Raw genomic sequence first — 19921 nt, 5'->3', positions numbered from 1 at the left:
GCTAAAGAAACCAATGACTGTGGAAAAATTTGTCCATAATGGGACAAACTGTCTAAAAATGGCAGGGCTTGACGACTTCAACGCACAGAAGAAACGTCAGAACCCTTTTTTGATAAGAATTACTTCAGTTTACCTGATGTGCCGGAAATCTATGTTCCTGGTGACAGATTTCTTGATACACAAACAGTAACCAGTACGATCTACGGTGGAAAAACCCTAGGATCGGTGACAACGATGTTTGGCTATAACTTTAGAGATGGATATCTGAAGGGCTACCCTTCGACTAAAACATTTACCGTTTATTATGTCCGAGGGAATACAAACTACGGTCAAAACATGTTTGTTGATAATGGTGATGGAACGATTTCTGATCTTGCGACCGGGTTAATGTGGATGAAATACGATTCTGGTTTGTTTAAGCTGGGGCCTGCTGGTGATGGTCGCATGGACTGGAAATCTGGACTTAAACATTGTGGCGCGCTGCAATTTGCGGGTTATGATGATTGGAGGCTTCCGGATACCAAACAGTTACATAGTATTGTGGATTATACGCGTAGCCCTGATGTAACGGGTACGCCCGCGATTGACCCAATATTTCAAACGACACCAATCGTAAATATGGCAGGGTTAAAAGATTGGGGCTATTACTGGACTTCAACGCCATTCGGCGCGCGTAATCAATCGATATATATTTGCTTTGGTAGGGCGATGGGGGCTTTGGGTAGTTATCCTATAGATGTCCATGGAGCTGGCGCTCAACGAGGAGACGATAGAACCTTGGGCAACGGTGACACTGTCTATCCATGGATAGGTGGAAAGCACCCTCAAGGCGACGAGACGCGTGTGCTTAATATGGTACGCCCGGTAAGGGTCATTAAGAAATAGCATTGTATTTAGGCTATTTCGTTAGCGCGATACAGATGGTTGCCAAAAGCAAACGCACCACGATTTTACGTGGCACGTTTGCTTTCCTTCTGCTAAATCAGTGCTTCTGTTATTTCTCGCTTGTGGTGTTTAAGGTAGGTAATGTCTGCGAGGTAAGCTAAATGATGACCATCGTTGATATTGTCAATAAACGCAGTATTGCCGTTAGCGGCTTCATGGTGCATGAAGTCCACCAATGCTTGGAGTCGCACTATCATCTGATCAACCAATTGTGTTCTTGCTGAACGTACTAATCCATAAGCATCACAGAATAGCCGTGCCCGACTCGTTTGCTGGGTAATTGTGCCGAGAGCATCGTAAGGGTGGGTTTTAAATGGAGCCCAACAATAAACTGCGTAGGCGACGTCCCAAATTCGAGGCGCGGGATGTGCGGTATCAAAATCAATCATACCGACAACCGTGTCATTCTGGAGCACCACGTTGTATGGGGCATAGTCACCATGGCAGATCACTTCTTGAGGCTCTCGTGTTGGCAACTGCCAGTGTAATTCGTTGAAGCTGTTGAGATGAAATAGTGATGTGGTGGCGTCATGATAGGTGCGTAACTGTTTCGCTGCAGAGTTGAGCGCTTCTGTTGTGGCAATTGGCCCGACTAAAGGGTAATTATAAACCTCACCAGACACATAAGAGAGTATTTCATTGCCTTGTTCGTCAAAACCAAATGCTTGAGGGGCACCTCCAAACTGCTCGTGCTTTAAATGGGTTAGTAGTACATGAACGGATTCAGACCAAAAGCCACGTGGCCGATAGACTTTATCGTTTGAACGGTGAACCTGGCCATCTCGTCCTCCTAGAAGTGCTTCCATGCTTATCCTTGTGTGCTTGTCTTTAATGACGTTACGGCAATAACGGTTTTTGACGTCAGTTGCGGTGAATCGGAACGGTAGTGAAAAACCTAACAATGCGTGATTTCCGAAGCAACCCCCACAGCTGGAAACTATGCGATGTATCGTAAGTTTCAATATACATTTTGTCTTTCGTCCACCAAGCACTTAAATTGGCGCATTTGCAGTATTTGGGAACATCCATGTCACCTTCCAACTCAAACAAAATTGCTAGCCTTGAATTAGGTCGGGCTCTTTCGATGTTTGCTATTGTTATTTTGCATTGTCATATTCTTTATCAAGGGCCACTTATCAATGAAACGCCATGGCTTGCGTATACGGTTAATCAGTTAGCGCGTTTTGGTGTGCCGTTCTTTTTTATATTGGCGGGTTATCTTGTGCAACCTAAACTCACTAATAGCCCATTTGCTACTCTGCTAAACTACGGCAGGCCACTGATGAGGATCTGGCTAGTTTGGAGCCTGATCTGTTTAACGATTCCATTTAACATTGAGGTAGCGCTGACCCACGGGTATTTTGCTGAAAGGCAAGGCTTCTGGGGATGGCTGCTGCAAACCCCAATTAACACCATGATGGAAGGTGGTTTGGTTCACCTATGGTATATCCCAGGTTTATTGTGTGGATTGGCGGTGATTACGATTGCACTGCACTTTAAGCGTTTAGGCTTATTGTGGCTAGTTGCTCTTGGGCTATATCTTTTTGGGGTAGCTGGGGGCAGTTACTTAACGCTAACTGAACTATGGACGCCATTTTTTACACGAAATGGCCCATTTTTCAGTACCCTGATGATTTTGCTAGGGGTTGAAATTCGTAGAAAATCGATACGTCTGTCATTGATGCAAAGTTTGATGTTAGCCGCGCTAGGTTTAGTCATTCACTTTTCAGAAGCATTTTGGCTGTATGGTTACGACATTCCATTTAATATCCATGACTTTTTATTGGGCACGCCATTGTGGGGAGCGGGCATATTTATGATGTTGTTAAGCCGACCAACATTCGGTGATCACCCTATAACCTTTAAATTGGCAAATAGGGTATTGGGTGTTTACGTAGCACATTTACCGATATTCCTTATTATGCTCAATTTATCGACTACATTTGGTATCGAGGGTTACCTAAAAGACCTGTTTGTCGTCGCAGCGACATTCTCGATATCACTTTTGGTTGTTGAAGGGATATTACGCACGCCTTTAAAACGATGGTTATTACGTTAGTACGTTAAAACTGACGGATAAAAAGTGAGTTCAGGCTCCCCTGACTTCCAAAGTTAGGGGGGGCTATACGTGTAGTGGTAAGTGGTAGGGTGTTGGTGATATTTGTTTTTTATCAATACCCTGCACACCGAAACAGATTTTAATGAAGTTTTGCACCGCGAGGATCATTACCATAAAAATAACATGTAGCGAATATTGATATTTGCTTGTGCAGCACTGGTTGATTGTAAATCTCCAGTGCTGCCATTTTTAATCTGATTGCCTATTTTTGGTGCAATCTGCTCACTAATTTGAGGCCCCATTTTTAGGCAACAGCGTTCTACTGTTTTTTATCGTCAAAGGAGCGCAATTAAAGCTGGAGGTTCATTCTGCTCCATTCTGTTTTGGTAGTTACTTTGTTTGCTAATCCCTTCTTTTCTGATATTTATTTCTAATTAAATTCTCTATTGGAATGCTGGCATATCTGTTGCAATGATTAGATTGCACAATTAATCAAAAGCTCATATTTAATAGTAGACAGGATGTCCAATATGAAGAAAGTTATAAATGGCGTTTCAATTACTTTATTAGCTTCAGTTCTAATGATGTCGGCTAGTGCGACAGCTTCAACTTCTGCGGGTTCGACACTGAAGAAGGTGAAAGATGCAGGGGTATTAAAGTGTGGGGTAAGTACCGGCTTGCCAGGCTTCTCTAATACCGACTCGAAAGGGAACTGGAAAGGTATCGATGTTGAATATTGTCGTGCAGTCGCCGCGGCAGTGTTAAGTGATGCGAGCAAAGTACAGTTTGTTCCACTAACCGCCAAAGAGCGCTTTACTGCGCTTCAATCGGGTGAAATCGATATTCTTTCTCGTAACACAACATGGACGATGCAGCGTGATAACGCCCTTGGCATTAATTTTGTTGGCGTGAATTATTATGATGGTCAGGGTTTTATGGTCAGCAAAGACCTAGGGATTGCATCAGCGAAAGAGCTCGATGGCGCATCTGTATGCATCCAGTCCGGTACGACAACAGAATTAAACTTAGCGGATTATTTCCGTGTCCATGGTATGGAGTTTAAACCTGTTGTTTTTGATACCTCCGATCAAACGGTTAAGGGCTTTGAAGCGGGGCGATGTGATGTGTTGACATCTGATCAATCTCAACTGTATTCGCTACGGATCAAACTCTCAGACCCAACATCTGCTGTTGTGTTGCCAGAAGTCATATCCAAAGAGCCATTAGGCCCAGTTGTCGCGCAAGGTGATGATCAGTGGTTTAACATCGCGAAATGGACACTGAATGTCATGGTTAATGCAGAAGAATACGGCGTTGGTCAAGCTAACGTAGATAGCATGAAAACTTCGACCGATCCAAACGTATTGCGATTACTGGGTATTGATGGACCGAAAGGTCAAGGGGTGGAACTCGCCGATGATTGGTCATATCAGGTAATCAAGCAAGTGGGGAACTACAGCGATAGCTTCGAAAGAACCGTGGGTACAGGCTCACCTCTGAAGATCGCACGAGGCCTGAATGCACTATGGATTAATGGCGGTATCATGTATGCGCCACCAGTCCGCTAGTTATTAAGTTGGATAGTTATTAAGTTTGCAAAAAGGGGCTAGATTGGGCTAGGGAGCTAGCCCCTTTATTTTAATTGCACAGGGATTTAACTTAGTAATAAAGGTGCATTGATGTCGATAAGTAATTTTGAGTTGGATTCGCGGCTTGCTCCTGAACAAAAAGCCGCCAGTCATGCAGACACAGTTATTGAGCCGTTAGAGCGCGATACAAAACAAACGTCGCCAAGCGCAGGTTTAAAGCGATTGCTATACAACCCTGCAGCAAGAGCGCTGTTCTTTCAGGTGTTATTGCTGGCAGGGGTAGGGTTGTTAATTTATGGTGCTATTAATAATGCGTTAGTGAATCTGGAACAAAGAGGGATTACCACAGGGTTTGACTTTTTAGGTGATACTGCAGGCTTTGGTATTGGGATGTCGTTGATCTCCTATGATGAGACCCATACCTATGGCGCGACATTTGTGGTCGGTCTACTTAATACCGCTTTAGTGGCAGGTTTAGGGGTTGTTTTAGCGACAGTGCTGGGATTTTTAGTCGGTATCGCGCGCCTGTCTAAGAACTGGTTACTCAGGCATGTTGCAGCGGTTTATATCGAAATTTTCCGAAATATTCCTTTGTTATTGCAGATTTTATTTTGGTACACCGTCGTTTTGCAAGCGTTACCATCACCTCGCAATAGCCTATCTTTGGCAAATTCAATCTTTTTAAATGTCCGTGGTTTATTCTTTCCCGCATTAGAGTTTTACCCAGGCGCCTCATGGATTGGTTTGTCTGTTTTAGTTGGTCTATTTGCTGTGGTGGCGTTACATATTGGCAGCCATCGTAAGCAGCGTAAAACAGGACACGCGCTTCCAGCTTGGCGACTAAGCGTGCTTGTCATGTTGGTATTACCAACGTTAGCTTTTTTTCTTGCAGGAAAACCAATCGGCATTGAGTACCCGGTGTTAAAAGGGTTTAACTTCCGCGGCGGCATTGATGTGATGCCGGAATTGTTTGCTTTACTTATTGCATTGGCTATTTATACCGCAGCCTTTATTGCAGAAATTGTTCGTTCGGGAATTATGGCGGTTGATAGGGGGCAAACTGAAGCAGCGAGTGCATTGGGGCTACCGTCAATTTCTGTGCTCAAGTTGGTGGTTATTCCGCAGGCGATGCGTGTCATTATTCCCCCTCTGACCAGCCAGTATTTGAACTTGGTTAAAAACTCCTCTTTGGCAATGGCGATTGGCTTTCCTGATCTTGTTTCTGTGTTTGCAGGAACCACATTGAACCAAACAGGGCAGGCGATAGAGATCATTACGATGACGATGGCGGTTTATTTAACTTTTAGTTTGTTAACCTCACTGTTGATGAATATCTATAACCGTAAAATGGCCCTGGTGGAGCGATAATATGAAAGCCTTTTATTTTTCGCCTTCAGAAGCACCACCATCGAAGATGGTTGGTATTTCGGCATGGCTTAGAGAAAATTTGTTCTCTTCTATATTTAATACCCTTGTTACTGGCGTTATTGCCTGCAGTCTTTTTTTCGTATTGACCCATATTTTCCAATGGGCATTGCTTGATGCTGATTGGATCGGCTCGAGCCGAGAAGATTGTAGCCGAGATGGTGCCTGTTGGGTGTTTGTTCAAGCGCGCTTCGAGCAGTTTATGTTTGGGTTTTATCCGAGTGAAGAAATCTGGCGACCAATAGCATTTATGCTTGGTCTGCTTGGCATCATTGCTGGAATGTTGGTGGGCAACGCCGTCGTCAAAAAATGGCTACTGGTTGTCTCTCTATCCATTTTTCCGCTTTTGTCTGTGTTTATTTTATATGGCGGTGTGGCGGGCTTACCTGCAGTTGAAACACACCTTTGGGGCGGTTTACTCATCACGTTGGTCATTGCACTAACAGGGATTGTGGTGTCATTGCCTGTCGGTGTGGTATTAGCGTTGGGTCGCCGTTCACAAATGCCAATTGTCCGCAGCTTTAGTACCGTATATATCGAGTTTTGGCGTGGCGTTCCGTTGATTACTGTGTTGTTTATGGCGTCCGTTATGTTGCCATTGTTTCTTTCTGGCGGGACAGAAATAGATAAACTGGTGCGAGCTTTGATTGGTGTGGTGTTATTTAACTCTGCCTACATGGCCGAGGCGATCCGTGGCGGATTGCAGTCGATCCCCAAAGGGCAGTTTGAAGCAGCCGAAGCGCTAGGGTTGAGTTATTGGAAGTTGATGCGCTTGGTCGTACTACCACAGGCATTGAAGATCAGTATACCTTCGATTGTGAATACGTTTATTGCTCTGCTGAAGGATACCAGTTTGGTATTGATTATCGGTATGTTCGATGTTCTCGGCATTGCTCAGTCAGCCAATAGTGATCCAGCATGGCTAGGTTTTTCTACCGAGAGTTTTGTTTTTGCTGCTCTGGTGTTTTGGATTATGTGTTTCAGTATGTCGCGCTACAGTATTTACCTGGAAGGTAAGCTAAATACGCAACATAGGCATTAACTTGTACAAGGAAGTCACTATGTATACAAAAACCGTTTATCAGTCAGTGCCAGAAGATTCAGTGATTCGCTTGCAGAAAGTGAATAAGTGGTACGGTGAGTTTCATGTCTTAAAAGATATCGATTTAACTGTAAAAAAGGGTGAGAAAATTGTTATTTGTGGACCGTCAGGCTCAGGTAAGTCGACGATGATCCGCTGTATTAACCATCTCGAAGATCATCAGCGCGGCCAAATTATGGTGGCGGGGACAGAGCTAACGGATGATCTGAAAAACATCGAGTTAGTTAGGCGTGAAGTGGGTATGTGCTTTCAGCATTTTAATTTATTCCCCCATTTGACGGTGTTGGAAAACTGCACATTATCACCGATTTGGGTGAAGAAGATGCCCCAGAAAGAAGCGGAAGCGCTGGCGATGGAATACCTAAAGCGTGTGCGAATTGCTGACCAAGCCCACAAATTCCCAGGACAGTTGTCGGGTGGACAGCAACAGCGTGTCGCGATAGCGCGTTCTTTAACGATGCAACCACAAGTCATGCTCTTTGATGAACCCACCTCGGCATTAGACCCAGAGATGGTGAGAGAAGTGCTTGATGTTATGGTGGAGTTGGCATCAGAAGGCATGACTATGATCTGTGTGACTCATGAGATGGGTTTCGCCCGAGAAGTGGCTGATAGAGTGATATTTATGGACGCGGGTGAAATCATTGAACAAAACGAGCCAGAAGCCTTTTTCAGTGCGCCGCAGTTTGATCGAACCCAAGCGTTCTTACAGCAAATTATTCATTAGTTGTTTCTACATCAACAGTCAGTGATAACAAGTTAGGTGCTGTTTGCCTCCTTTGGCGTCCGATAGGGCGCCTTTTTTGTTTCTATTTTCGATTAGCATGGATAAACTTAAAACTAAGAGCGCTTACTTAAAGCGTAAGCGCTATGTTTACTAGCGGTTAGCTCGCTTTTATCTCAAATCGTCCTGTTAGTTGATTTAGGCGAGTGATGGCGTTCTGCATCATATTGGTTCTGGTGGATAACTGTTTAGCTGCCAATTTCAGTTGGTCAGATGATTGCTGTGCTTCGTTCGCGGCGTGTTGATTTTGATGGCTACTTGTTGCGATAGTATCGATAGTTAACAGTAGATTATTGATCGAATTATGCAGAGATTCACTCCGCGCTGACGAATCTACAATGGTAATATTGTCATCCACATTCTTTACTCCGATCTCCATACTTTTAACGGCAGACGCTGACTGGTCGTGCAATTGCTGCATTTGAGATCCTATTTTTTGCGCCGCTTGCGACGTCTTATCTGCAAGGACACGTACCTCGTCGGCAACAACAGAAAATCCGCGTCCATACTCCCCAGCCCGTGCAGCCTCAATCGCAGCGTTGAGAGCGAGTAGGTTGGTTTGAGCGGTGATATCGGTGATAAGAGTGACAATGTCACCAATGTTGTGCATCTCTAAGTTGACTTGATTAACACTTGAAGCCGAGTCTTCGACAATTTTCTTAATTTCACTCGCTCGCGTGACGGCCTCTTGATATTCAGCTTCACTGCTTTCTACGGTATCTTGGAGTAACCCACGCATTGTACTGGCTGATTGACTCGCTTTTACAATCTCATTGCTTTGCTCTTCTGTGACCGACAACATGCTAGCCAAAGAGTCGGTGGTGGTTGCACTAGAAGACATCAGTACGTTGCACCGCCTTAACATTGACTCTGTAACACTTTCTACCTCTCTACTCGCTGTTGTAATTTGAGCAACAATCGATTCGAGGTTATCTATAAAGCTATTTACCCAGCGGCCGAGGTCGCCGATTTCATCATTACGTTGGTCAGTATTTAGTCGCTGTGAAAGATCGCCGTCTCCTTCCGCTAACGAGCGCATAACCCGCGTCATCTGCGATAATTGTTTCGTCAATGGAGCTGCGCACAATAGCTTAAATATACACGTAGCGAGTGTTGCAAGACCGACACCTGCAAGAAGTTGCCCCCAAAGTGGTAACGTGACGCTGGTCATCAGTACAAAGAATGTGGCCAACGTTGCAAGGTTAATCGTTGCTACTTTATTCGTCATTGAATGGCTCATGGAGCGGTGACGGTGTACTTCTTCTAAGTCTGATTCACACATCATACCCCAGCGATCAGGGCTGCCAGGCAAACTGAATGTGACGCCTTTACCTATGACGGGAATATGTCGATAGTCGGAGTAGCCGGGATACCCAACATAGATATTCTCACCATTGCGGATCGTTTCTCTTACTCCAGGGTGAAGCTGGCGTGTCGCAGGATCATTAAATATAATCTCGAACTCAGTATGTGCATGTACTTTTACCTGTCCCCACTGAGTATTTATGCCTGCCTTTAAATTTTCTCCGTGTGAAAAAGTATTGTCTTCAAAGCGTGAACGTGACAGTGCAGTACCGGGACGAATACTCGTGTCGTGCTTTGCTTCAACCATAAAAATATAGTTGTCACCAGATTCTCTATAAATATGCCCAGCTTCACGTTGGATCAGATCACTCATTACATCGTTAGGGATTCTGCCACACAGACAAACTTGACCCGTTTTAATTGGAATAAAGAACATTAATGTAACGGCATCGTGAAAGTTTGAACTCGTTCGGCCAAGGTTTAAAGTCACCGGGTCAATATAAGGGCCATGCAGATAGGTTGTTTCTAGCCCTTGGTGCAAAGCGTTTTTGCAAGCAACCGTTTCACCCGCTCTGCTCGGCGTTGAAGAGTGGGTGACTTTACCGTCTCTATTGACAACAAACAGTTCTGAAAAATTGTTGTGGCGCCTTAGCGATCGTTCTAGTGCTTCAGTCCATTCATCGTCGATTTTACTCTCGAGGTATTGGGCTATGTCTTTAAGAAAGTCCCATTGGGTATTGGTCCAAGATTTCAATAGTGATATGCGAGTTTGCGCAATACTCTCGAAGGTTTGTTTAAGCTCATTATCACGGTGTCGGTTTAAAAAGCATGAACGCTTCATGGCGATTTTTCCAGTTTTGCCGCAAACAGGCAACCAGCGTTTCTCTTCTCTACTTAGATTCATACAAATTCCTTTTTTTGTAATCAGTTCAGTAAGATAAACTAAGCAAGTACTATTCCATGTCCGACGTGATAAAGCCAAGGTGATACTTAAATGGCGTGACCTATGTTGGCTTTGGTGTATCACTAGCTATATTGTGAAGATGTTGGGTTCGAAGAAGGATCTGCGTTGTACGGATTGGGTAAGGGACTTTCTCGGTCAGTGCACGGGCGCACCAAAATAAAGCACAATGGAATGGGCAATAAGTTGAATCTGCGTTAAGAATTAATCAATCCATTGCTAGATAACTGGGGATCATTCGTTGATGCGGGTAAATTACTGCCACATATTCCTGCAAACCAATTCCCAGCCCATGCTTTAGCTTGCGAGTTATACAAGGTAGCAGGTATCCGAGCCGTTGAGATCGGCGCTTTATTACAGGGGCGCGACCCTGCAACAGGTGAACAACACCATTGCCCAGCAGAGTTGCTTCGTTTAACTATTCCGCGTGCCACCTATACCCAAACACATATGGATTTCATTATTGAAGCATTCGAAAAAGTGAAGGAGAACGCCGCGAATGTGAAAGGGTTAGAATTTACCTATGACCCCCCCGTACTGCGTCACTTCACCGCTCGTTTGAAAGATGTTGAAGCGACACAAACAAAGGTGGCCACTGACAATAACGCTTTAGCACTGGCTTAAACCGGTAATTAAACGTGTCAGTCGTTTCACTGTAGAAGCGTAAGGCACGTTTTTCTTCTTTTTTGAAGCGCTCAACGTCGTTGGCTTTGGGCGTTTCAACTATCAATTTTTAAATAGGCTGAGTGTCTATAAAGCAAGCTTCATCGCGAGATACGGCCCAAATCTCAATTTTTAAAAGTCTTAGCGTTATTAATCAGATAGCTGCTAATGTTGTATCTATACTCAAGAAAAAGTAAAGTTAATAGAGATTTCGTGCTTTATGATCGTGGAATCGCCACAAACTGCCGCTCCGGTCTATTCGCCTCAGTCTTTGCCCCTCATTCTTTCAGGGCCAATTTTGCGTAAGGTCTCGTCCCAGACGTTGACGATATGGCTTACGGTTTCTCAACCACTCGAAGGCACCTTTACCCTTTATCATCAAGGCGAGCAATTACCACTATTTGCAGGCCAACTCTCATATGGAAAACATATTCAGATTGGTGAGCGTGCTTGGGTATATCAGGTCACCTTTTTTGGCGACTACCCAGTGAATACCCCTTTGGAGTACGAGATTGAAACCCAAGATGGTCTGTTAACTGAATTAATCCCTGAATTGCTCTATGCCAAGGAATCACGGCCGACATTTACCATTAAAACTCAAGCTGATTATGTTATGCACGGCTCTTGCCGTAATCCACATTTCCCGAGTAAAGACAGTTTGGTGGCTGCTGACACAAAGGTGGCTGGACTAAGTGTTGAAGAGCGTCCGTCGCTGCTGATGATGAGTGGTGATCAAATCTATGCTGATCATGTCGCCGGATCAACGCTAGACTGCATTCAGCAAGTGATTTGCTTGTTAGGCCTTTACGATGAGAGTTTTGTTAAAGCACCGATAGCTGACACGCAGTCGTTATTCAGCCATGCTGAGAATTTTTACGGCAGAGAAAAACTCTTGCCGCATGACCTTGAAGGCTGGGATGACATTATTCAGCGTTTCCCACGAGTTGAAAGTTGGCTTAGACGCAAAGTGCCAGTATTTAGCTCTCGAGAGTCAGGAAACCATTTGATCACGCTAAGTGAATTTAATGCGATGTACCTACTCGTATGGTCGCCTGTGCTGTGGAACTTGGTTGATAATGCGAGCTTAGAGAAAAATCAATTTCAATGGCAAGGAAATACGTTAGAGACTAAGTGGCAAAAGCTGTGGGCTGAAGAAAAAAAACACATTGATGAGTTTGTCACAGGTTTACCGCAAGTTCGCCGCTTAATGGCACATATTTCTACCTATATGATTTTCGATGACCACGATATAACGGATGATTGGAATCTAACGGTGGGGTGGGAGCAAGCGGCATATCATCATCATTTCTCTCGACGGATCATCGGTAATGGCTTGGTCAGCTATTGGTTATGTCAGGGGTGGGGGAATGCGCCTGAAAAATTTGATGAGACGTTTTTAAGGCATGTGGATGGATACTTCAATAGACCGTCTAGTGATAGCCAAGATAGCTTGATTGATTATCTGTACCGGTTCGAGCATTGGCATTACACAATCAACACCCAGCCCAAAATGTTAGTACTCGACACTCGCACCCGTCGTTGGCGTTCAGAATCAAAGATGAATAAGCCTTCGGGACTGATGGATTGGGAAGCGCTCAGTGAACTGCAGATGGAATTGATAAATGAACCTGCGGTGATTCTTGTATCTGCGGCACCGATTTTCGGGGTCAAGTTTATTGAATCTTTACAGCGAGTAATGACATGGTTTGGTCAGCCATTATTGATCGATGCTGAAAACTGGATGGCTCATCCAGGCTCCGCTAATACCTTGATCAGTATTTTTACTCATTCTAAGACACCGACCAACTTTGTTATTTTGTCGGGTGACGTGCACTATTCGTTCGTTTATGACATTAAACTTCGCTTTAGAAAAAGTAGCCCTAATATTTATCAAATCACCGCGAGTGGACTAAAAAATGAATTCCCGAATGCGCTACTTCGTATTTGTGACTTTATGGATCGAATATTGTACAGCCCTCGCTCACCGCTGAACTGGCTGACTAAACGAAAGCGGCTCAAAATTTTCAAGCGCGACCCAGATCTGCTGGGTAATCATCGTTTGCTTAACCGCAGTGCAATAGGGGAAGTTAAGCTCAATGCTAACGGTAAACCTATCGACATCGCCATTTTAACGGCAGAAGGGCAACGAATTGGTTTCCCACCAATTAACGTGAAGCAAAGTGTCGATTAGTCAATATTTTCGTTGCTAATAATGTGTTTTTCAACGTCGCCATTGCCGGCTATTTTTATCGATGATACTTTGCTCTTACAAGGGAATGCTGGAAGGGATTTATAAAGCATGAAACAAGTTATTGTTGAGGAGCAAGCTGTGACACCGAATAAAATCGTGTGTGTTGGCCGTAATTATGTGGCTCATATTCACGAGTTAGGTAATGAAGTACCTGATGAGATGGTACTGTTCACCAAGCCTAACTCTGCCATAACAGACACCTTGCTAGCTTCACACGGTGGAGATGCGCTTCATTATGAGGCGGAGTTGTCTTTTCTTTACCGAAATGGCCGATTTGATGCTGTAGCAGTAGGTTTGGACCTCACGAAGCGAGGTGTGCAGAACAATTTAAAACAAAAGGGACTACCGTGGGAGCGGTGTAAAGCGTTCGATGGTTCAGCACTATTTAGCCAGTTTGTGCCTTTACCAACGGCTGCGAGTGGTGAATTGGGCTTGCGCCTTTCAATCGATGATGTGCTAATTCAATCTGGTACCGTTTCACTGATGATTTATTCGCCTGAAGTGATTTTGCAAGAAATCCAGTCATTCATGACATTGAACGATGGTGATATCGTGATGACGGGTACCCCATCTGGTGTTGGCAAAGTTCAAGCGGGGAAACAATTTGTTGCCGAGGTAACAGCGGGCGATGACGTTGTGACATCGGCTACATGGCTGGTGGAGTAGCGTGCTGTTATATGCCCTTCAGATTAATTTAAGACTATTGTCTGGATTGCTATTAAAACACCTTAAAGAAGAAGCCCTGCTATACAGGGCTTATGAGGCTTGCATTAATCAGAGTCGCTAAAGAAAATAGTTCCCGAAGCAACATATTGATCCTTATCAGATGCAGTTACTTTTACAGAGCGGCTGGCATTTAACGTTGCAGGGATAAAGGCTCGGCCGTGTTCATCTGTTGTGAATAACTCGTCTTTTAGTTCAGGAGCATTGGCAACCCTGACATTGAAGCGACAAGTAATGTTGAAAGTGCGATTGACTTGACACGATCATGGCAGAGAGTGTACCGAAGTTAAACAACACAACCTAACACGGCAAACAGAACGACTAACCAAACAATGGGCATTTTAAATTGTTTGAGAAGGACAATCCCCAGTATAACCACTGCCATATCAACAGTGTTAAATACTGCTTCTGTAAAAATGGGCGAATACAGTGCCGACATTAATAACCCGACAACGGCGGCATTCACCCCTTTAATCGCCCCTGCCAATTTGGGTTGCTTCGCTAAAGTATGCCAGTTTTGCAGTACCGCTAGAATGAGCAAAAAGCCAGGTAAAAAAACGGCGATGGTCGCTGTTAATGCGCCCAAGATAGGCGATTCTGGTAACAGAAAATACCCTAAGTATGTGGCAAGCGTGAACATTGGTCCGGGGATCGCCTGTGCGGCTGCGTATCCGGTTAAAAATTCGTCTGGACTAAGTTGAGATCCGACAATGCTTTGTAGTAACGGTAGAACAACGTGGCCGCCACCAAAGACTAAACTTCCTGCTTGGAAAAATTCCGCAAAAACTTTTGTTCCGCCCATTAGTAGTGGCGAAGCAAAGCCGATAGAGATTAAAAGAACGAAGGTTAGCATAGGTATCATGTTGATTGTGGCTTTACGTTGCACAGGTTGCGGCTCGCCAGTCAGCTTTCTCGCACCCACGCTTGCTGCGAAAACCAGAGTGCCTATTTGTACTGCTGTTCCTCCGTAGATAAGTAACGTAATAGCGGTAACGGTTGCGAGTAACACCGTCGTACGTTCTTTACAGAAATTTTGATACATTCCCAATATGGCCTCGAACACAACAACAACGGCAAGAAGCTTGAGACCATGAACGACAGCCTGAAATGTCGCTGTTTCAGTCACGGTGCTACTCAATGCTGCTAGCGATAACATAATGAGAACAGATGGAAGTGTAAACGCGAAGAAAGCAGTAAAGGCGCCAACTATGCCAGCTTTCTTATAGCCAATCGCAAAACCAACTTGGCTTGATCCCGGTCCGGGTAAAAACTGACTTAAGGCGACCAGTTGTCCGTACTCTTCTTCTGATAGCCAATGTAGTTTTTTAACAAAAGTGTTTCTGAAATATCCAATATGTGCCGCAGGGCCACCAAAGCTAATCCAGCCAAGAAAGAAAAACGTTTTAAACAGAGTAAACATATTGCGCTCATCAAAATGGGTGTAGAAGGAAGGTAACGACTGGTCTAGAATGAATCAAATTAATAGTTTTAATTGTTACTATTAGCAAAACAGGATATTGAATGAGTCAAATAGACTGGCGTCATGTAGACCTTAATCTATTGGTCGCGTTTTACCAATTGTATCAAGAACGTAGTGTGACTAAAGCGGCCGCCAAATGCTTTGTTAGTCAATCTGCCATGAGTCATAACTTACAAAAGCTTCGAGCGATGTTTAATGACAGATTGTTTGAACGCAAAGGCCATCAAATGGTTCCAACTGATCGTGCAACGAAACTGGCGCCGATGATTGATCAATTGCTGAACAATACGCTGAGCAAAATATTGCAAGAAGAGCAGTTCGACGCTGAGCAATATAATGGCGTTTGCCGGATAGGCTTAAGTGATTATGCAGAGTCAGTCTTTGCCCCTGCTATCTATGAAGCGATTCTCGCTCAAGCGCCAAGCGCTAAAGTTGGCTTTGTTAATGTTAATCGCCAAGACTATCAAAACGCGTTCAACAATGAGAAAGTTGATATCGTCATTGGCAGTTTCCCCCGCTTACCAGCCCAGTTTGTGGGGAAAAAACTGTATACCGAGTCGCACGTTTGTCTTTATGACCCAAAGGTTGTCGATATTGAGTGCCCGCTGTCGCCACAGCAGTTTGCCAATATTGCCCAAGCGTTAGTCAGTCCGGATGGCAGTTTTCATAGTACAGTTGATAGTCAACTCAGTGAGTTAGGTTTAAAGCGTCGCGTCACTGTTACCTCAAAAAATTTTTTAACTGTCGGTAACTTAATGATAGGAAGAGAGCTAATTTGTATTATCCCGCGAAGAATGGCACTGTTAACCCCTTACAATCAACATCTCAGCCGTTGTGAACCACCGGTGGATGTTGGAAACTTCGATATATCCATGGTGTGGTTACGCCATCGAGCACAGAGTGACAAGCTCGCATGGCTTTTAGCACTCATCGAGCGTGTGATAACCGCCGACGAAATGACGCGCTCTGTGTAGCGGGTAATACGTCGTTATCGGCTATGTAACCCCAGTAACATAAAAGCACAGATGGTTTTCGCATCGGTAATTTTTCCGGCTTTAATCCACGCAGTGATTGTTGTTAAATCTAGGGTGAGTACCTCGATGAGTTCGTCATCATCAAAATTGGTGTCTGTTTGGCTTAACGTTGTGGCGAGATAGATCTCTAGTGCCTCATCGCAAAAGCCTGGGGCTGGGTGGATTTGCCCTAAGTGTTGCCAGTGTTGAGCGCTGTAGCCTGTCTCTTCGATTAATTCCCGTTTTGCGCAGGTCAGTGGTGATTCATTTCCCTCGCGGGTACCAGCCGGCAGTTCGATTATCCAGCGTTTTAATGAGGGTCTAAACTGCCTGATCAGAACGAATTGCCCCTGCTTTGTTTGTGCCATAATGACACTTGCGCCGGGGTGTTTGAGTGTGGTGTGGTAGCATTGGCGACCATCGGGGAATGCGATTGGCTCTTCGACTAACGAAAAAGATTTCCATTGGTGATGCAGCTTGCTCATGGTTAACCTCCTTATACAAATGTGGTCAGTCACTCTCTAAAACGTCGTGGAAGCAGGGATGTACTGCCTCTTTTGCTTCTGAGCGTATATAATACCAGTATTTACATGCGCTGGGCTTCACGATAACCCTTGGTTCATGCTATCCTCGCGCGCTATTTAGCATACATGTCATTGCACAGTTTTTGCCCGTTGGGTTTGGAGTTATATTTTGCAGTTTAAAGATCTTGGTTTAGATAATCGCCTATTGAAAAAAGTTGACCATTTAGGGTTTACTTCAGCGACTGATATTCAGGCGCAGGCGATCCCAGTGGGAATTGCCGGAAAAGATTTACTTGCATCGTCAAAAACAGGTTCGGGTAAAACGTTGGCTTTTCTATTGCCAGCAATGCAACGTATGTATCGCGGTAAGCCTTTCACCCGCCGTGACCCACGAGTTTTGATTCTGACCCCAACCCGCGAATTGGCGAAACAGGTGTATGGGCAACTTAAGTTGTTGATTGCTGGTACGCCATACGATGCGACCTTGGTTCTAGGTGGTGAAAACTTTAATGATCAAGTGAAAGTATTTCGCAATAAAGACCCGATGTTTGTTATTGCTACCCCAGGACGTCTAGCCGATCACTTAGAACACCGTAGCATGAGCTTAGATGGCTTAGAAATGCTTATTTTGGATGAAGCCGACCGTATGCTTGATTTGGGTTTTGAAGAACAACTCAAAAAAATTAATGCCGCCGCTTCTCACCGTCGTCGTCAAACCATGATGTTCTCTGCAACCTTGGATCATCAGCAAGTGAACACGATTGCTGCTGATATGCTAGAACAACCAAAACAAATCTCAGTTGGCGTGTCGAATGAAGAGCATAAAGATATTGACCAGAAATTTGTGTTGGTGGATCACTTAGATCACAAAGAAGCCGTACTTAACCATTTGCTAGAGACTGAAGATTACAAACAGGTCATCATCTTTACGGCGACCCGCAGCGATACAGACCGTTTAACCGAAATGCTAAACAAACAACAGCGTAAAGCGGTGGCACTGAGTGGTAGCATGAATCAAACGGCACGTAATAACATCATGAGTCAGTTTGAGCGTCATGTGCATAAGATTCTCGTAACGACAGATGTCGCGTCTCGTGGTTTAGATATCGAAAACGTTTCTCACGTATTCAACTTTGATATGCCAAAACATGCTGAAGAGTATGTACACCGTGTTGGTCGAACCGGACGTGCTGGTAACAAAGGCCAAGCCTTCTCTTTGGTTGGCCCGAAAGATTGGATTAGCTTTAAAAATGTCGAGGCGTTTTTGTCTCAAAGCATCAGCTTTACGGTCATTGAAGGTTTTGAAGGTAAATTTAAAGGCTTAAAACCGAAGCCAAAGAAAACCTTTAAGCCAAAAGGCAAGCCAGCGGCTGGAAAAAGTCAGAAGAAAGCGGCACCGAAAAAGCAAGGTACAGCAGCGCCTAAACGCGACAAGGCCTTTTATAAGAATGTCGCGGTGGGTGATAGCGTGTTTGTTCCGAAGAAGCGTAAAATGCCAGACCCAGAATAACCCTTCAAACTAGCACTATCCCTTAAAATGCGTCATGTCATTCATGGCGCATTTTTTATTTTGATAGCATGAAATGCCACTCGACGTGCTAGGTTGCGGCGCAAAAGCCTTTTATCAGTAATAGATGAGCCCATCAATTTGTGCTGTTTCCGGAATGTCTGGTAACGGGTTCCCGCCTAAATGTAAGTCACCCTTCAGCATCAGGTAAGGGGGAAGTTGCGTTATGCTGGTTCCGCCTATATAGAAGTTCCCTGCGATATAGAGATAGGGTGGCAAGGATTTAATTGGTGTTGCAATCAGCGATAGATCGCCGTGTACTTGCAACCCGTTAGACAAGGATTCAATTTGGCTATGCGCCAAATTAATATAGCCCCCGACACGTATCCGCTGTGGCAATCGCTTGATTGGCGTGTAGGCCAAATTCAAGTTACCGCCAATGTCTACTGTGCGCGGAAGCCGCGCAATATTAGCGCCTTCCAGATTCAGATTACGCGTGATGCGTAATGGGTCCGGAAAGGGAAAACCTGGGTGATGGCGCATCCTGACGTTTCCGTAGCTGTCGGTGAAATCCAGCATTTTTATCTGGTAGACCGATGGTGCTCCATTTACCACATTTATTATGGAGGAGAGAAGTAAAATTATAAAAGCGTACAGCGTTTTCATTTAGTTAGCCTAAAAGGAATGCTCGACATAACGGGCGTCGAGCAGGGTAGTTAGCGCTTAAATTGTTTGATCAATACAGATGTGTCGCTACGGTTTTCTCCTTGCTGCTGCAAGTCCTCGTATGCTGAGTCGACGAGGCGTGCCAATGGAAGATCAACACCCAGTTTATCTGCTTCGGAAAAGCAGATGGCCAGATCTTTACGCATCCAATCGATAGCGAAACCAAAATCAAACTGATCATTTGCCATGGTGACTGCGCGATTTTCCATTTGCCACGAACCGGCTGCGCCGTGCTTAAGGACATTCACCATCTTCTCAATATCTAGCCCTGCGCTTTGTGCCAGTGTAATCGCTTCAGCAAGACCCTGTAAGACACCAGCAACGCAAAGCTGATTAGCCATTTTGGTGACCTGACCATTACCGATAGACCCCATTAGTGCCGTTGATTTAGCATAAGCTTGCATAACGGGCTCGGCCTGCTTAAATGCGGCCTCGTCTCCACCCACCATGATGGTTAAGAGGCCGTTAATTGCGCCGGTTTCACCGCCAGATACAGGCGCATCAATAAAAGCACACTGTTTATCTCGCGCTAACTTATCAAGCTCTCGGGCGATTTGTGGTGAAGCGGTAGTGTGGTCCACCAAGAGCGTGTTGGGTTTTACTGATGCGAGGATTCCATTTTCGCCACAGTAAACTTCTCGTAGGTCTTGATCGTTGCCAACGCAGGTAAACACGATATCGGCATTGTCTACGCATTGTGCGGGGGTATGTGCAAAAGCGCCGTTGTATTCCTTGACCCAAGCTTGGGCTTTGCTCGTAGTACGATTGAAGGTGGTAACATTGTAACCTTTGTTACTAAGGTGTCCTGCCATTGGGTACCCCATGGTTCCAAGCCCAATAAATGCAACATTATTCAACATATCA

Annotated in this window: 16 protein-coding genes and 1 pseudogene; 11 read left to right on the top strand and 6 right to left on the bottom strand. The window is 44.7% G+C overall.

Annotated features, from left to right (window positions below; translation table 11 throughout):
• Window positions 1–138: 138 nt before the first annotated feature.
• Window positions 139–885: an Lcl C-terminal domain-containing protein gene (locus ACKLNH_RS17585; protein ID WP_413113566.1), complete on the top strand. Its 747-nt coding sequence runs from the start codon at window positions 139–141 to the stop codon at window positions 883–885.
• A 92-nt stretch (window positions 886–977) separates the two neighbouring features.
• On the opposite strand, the gene ACKLNH_RS17580 is transcribed toward ACKLNH_RS17585, so the two are convergent.
• Window positions 978–1751 carry a phosphotransferase gene (locus ACKLNH_RS17580; RefSeq protein WP_413113565.1) on the bottom strand — a complete coding sequence of 258 codons (774 nt, stop codon included), beginning with the start codon at window positions 1749–1751 and terminating at the stop codon, window positions 978–980.
• Window positions 1752–1972: 221 nt separating this feature from the next.
• On the opposite strand from ACKLNH_RS17580, the gene ACKLNH_RS17575 reads away from it, so the two are divergent.
• The 5 genes from ACKLNH_RS17575 (at window position 1973) to ACKLNH_RS17555 (ending at window position 7847) form a co-directional block, all read left to right on the top strand.
• Window positions 1973–3004 carry an acyltransferase gene (locus ACKLNH_RS17575; RefSeq protein WP_413113564.1) on the top strand — a complete coding sequence of 344 codons (1032 nt, stop codon included), beginning with the start codon at window positions 1973–1975 and terminating at the stop codon, window positions 3002–3004.
• Between the two features lie 530 nt (window positions 3005–3534).
• Window positions 3535–4572: an amino acid ABC transporter substrate-binding protein gene (locus ACKLNH_RS17570; protein WP_413113563.1), complete on the top strand. Its 1038-nt coding sequence runs from the start codon at window positions 3535–3537 to the stop codon at window positions 4570–4572.
• 186 nt (window positions 4573–4758) lie between these two features.
• Entirely contained in the window at window positions 4759–5961 is a 1203-nt protein-coding gene (locus ACKLNH_RS17565) for an amino acid ABC transporter permease (protein WP_413113582.1), read from the top strand.
• A gap of 1 nt (window position 5962) precedes the next feature.
• Window positions 5963–7060, top strand: coding sequence for an amino acid ABC transporter permease (locus ACKLNH_RS17560; RefSeq protein ID WP_413113562.1), 1098 nt, complete (start codon window positions 5963–5965; stop codon window positions 7058–7060).
• A gap of 19 nt (window positions 7061–7079) precedes the next feature.
• Complete coding sequence (locus tag ACKLNH_RS17555) at window positions 7080–7847, top strand: amino acid ABC transporter ATP-binding protein (RefSeq protein WP_413113561.1); 768 nt, start codon at window positions 7080–7082, stop codon at window positions 7845–7847.
• A gap of 157 nt (window positions 7848–8004) precedes the next feature.
• Here ACKLNH_RS17555 and ACKLNH_RS17550 read toward each other — a convergent pair whose 3' ends face one another.
• A complete protein-coding gene (locus ACKLNH_RS17550; protein WP_413113560.1) occupies window positions 8005–10113 on the bottom strand; it encodes a methyl-accepting chemotaxis protein in 2109 nt (702 codons plus the stop codon).
• A 291-nt stretch (window positions 10114–10404) separates the two neighbouring features.
• Between ACKLNH_RS17550 and ACKLNH_RS17545 the strand changes: the two are divergent.
• From ACKLNH_RS17545 to ACKLNH_RS17535, 3 genes and pseudogenes are all read left to right on the top strand, one after another.
• Window positions 10405–10794, top strand: a pseudogene (locus ACKLNH_RS17545) (beta-eliminating lyase-related protein); the annotation flags it as partial.
• Window positions 10795–11053: 259 nt separating this feature from the next.
• Window positions 11054–13024: an alkaline phosphatase D family protein gene (locus ACKLNH_RS17540; RefSeq protein WP_413113559.1), complete on the top strand. Its 1971-nt coding sequence runs from the start codon at window positions 11054–11056 to the stop codon at window positions 13022–13024.
• A 108-nt stretch (window positions 13025–13132) separates the two neighbouring features.
• The gene (locus ACKLNH_RS17535; protein ID WP_413113558.1) at window positions 13133–13750 is read left to right on the top strand and encodes a fumarylacetoacetate hydrolase family protein; all 618 of its coding nucleotides are present in this window, start codon (window positions 13133–13135) and stop codon (window positions 13748–13750) included.
• A gap of 343 nt (window positions 13751–14093) precedes the next feature.
• Here the strand turns inward: ACKLNH_RS17535 and chrA are convergent, their stop codons facing one another.
• Complete coding sequence (gene chrA, locus ACKLNH_RS17530) at window positions 14094–15227, bottom strand: chromate efflux transporter (protein ID WP_413113557.1); 1134 nt, start codon at window positions 15225–15227, stop codon at window positions 14094–14096.
• A 101-nt stretch (window positions 15228–15328) separates the two neighbouring features.
• Between chrA and ACKLNH_RS17525 the strand changes: the two genes are divergently transcribed.
• Window positions 15329–16261: a LysR family transcriptional regulator gene (locus ACKLNH_RS17525; protein ID WP_413113556.1), complete on the top strand. Its 933-nt coding sequence runs from the start codon at window positions 15329–15331 to the stop codon at window positions 16259–16261.
• Between the two features lie 14 nt (window positions 16262–16275).
• Here ACKLNH_RS17525 and ACKLNH_RS17520 read toward each other — a convergent pair whose 3' ends face one another.
• Window positions 16276–16785 (bottom strand): NUDIX hydrolase, encoded by a 510-nt coding sequence (locus tag ACKLNH_RS17520; RefSeq protein WP_413113555.1) that lies wholly within the window; start codon window positions 16783–16785, stop codon window positions 16276–16278.
• 208 nt (window positions 16786–16993) lie between these two features.
• Between ACKLNH_RS17520 and ACKLNH_RS17515 the strand changes: the two genes are divergently transcribed.
• Complete coding sequence (locus ACKLNH_RS17515; RefSeq protein WP_413113554.1) at window positions 16994–18334, top strand: DEAD/DEAH box helicase; 1341 nt, start codon at window positions 16994–16996, stop codon at window positions 18332–18334.
• A gap of 114 nt (window positions 18335–18448) precedes the next feature.
• On the opposite strand, the gene ACKLNH_RS17510 is transcribed toward ACKLNH_RS17515, so the two are convergent.
• Window positions 18449–18874: a hypothetical protein gene (locus ACKLNH_RS17510; protein ID WP_413113553.1), complete on the bottom strand. Its 426-nt coding sequence runs from the start codon at window positions 18872–18874 to the stop codon at window positions 18449–18451.
• 173 nt (window positions 18875–19047) lie between these two features.
• Entirely contained in the window at window positions 19048–19917 is an 870-nt protein-coding gene (locus tag ACKLNH_RS17505) for an NAD(P)-dependent oxidoreductase (protein ID WP_413113581.1), read from the bottom strand.
• Between the last annotated feature and the right edge of the window lie 4 nt (window positions 19918–19921).

The sequence above is a fragment of the Thaumasiovibrio clandestinus genome (assembly GCF_047250365.1).
Classification (GTDB): domain Bacteria; phylum Pseudomonadota; class Gammaproteobacteria; order Enterobacterales; family Vibrionaceae; genus Thaumasiovibrio.
The sequence above is the reverse complement of the archived record's forward strand: the minus strand, read 5'-3'. Positions and strand labels throughout refer to the sequence as shown.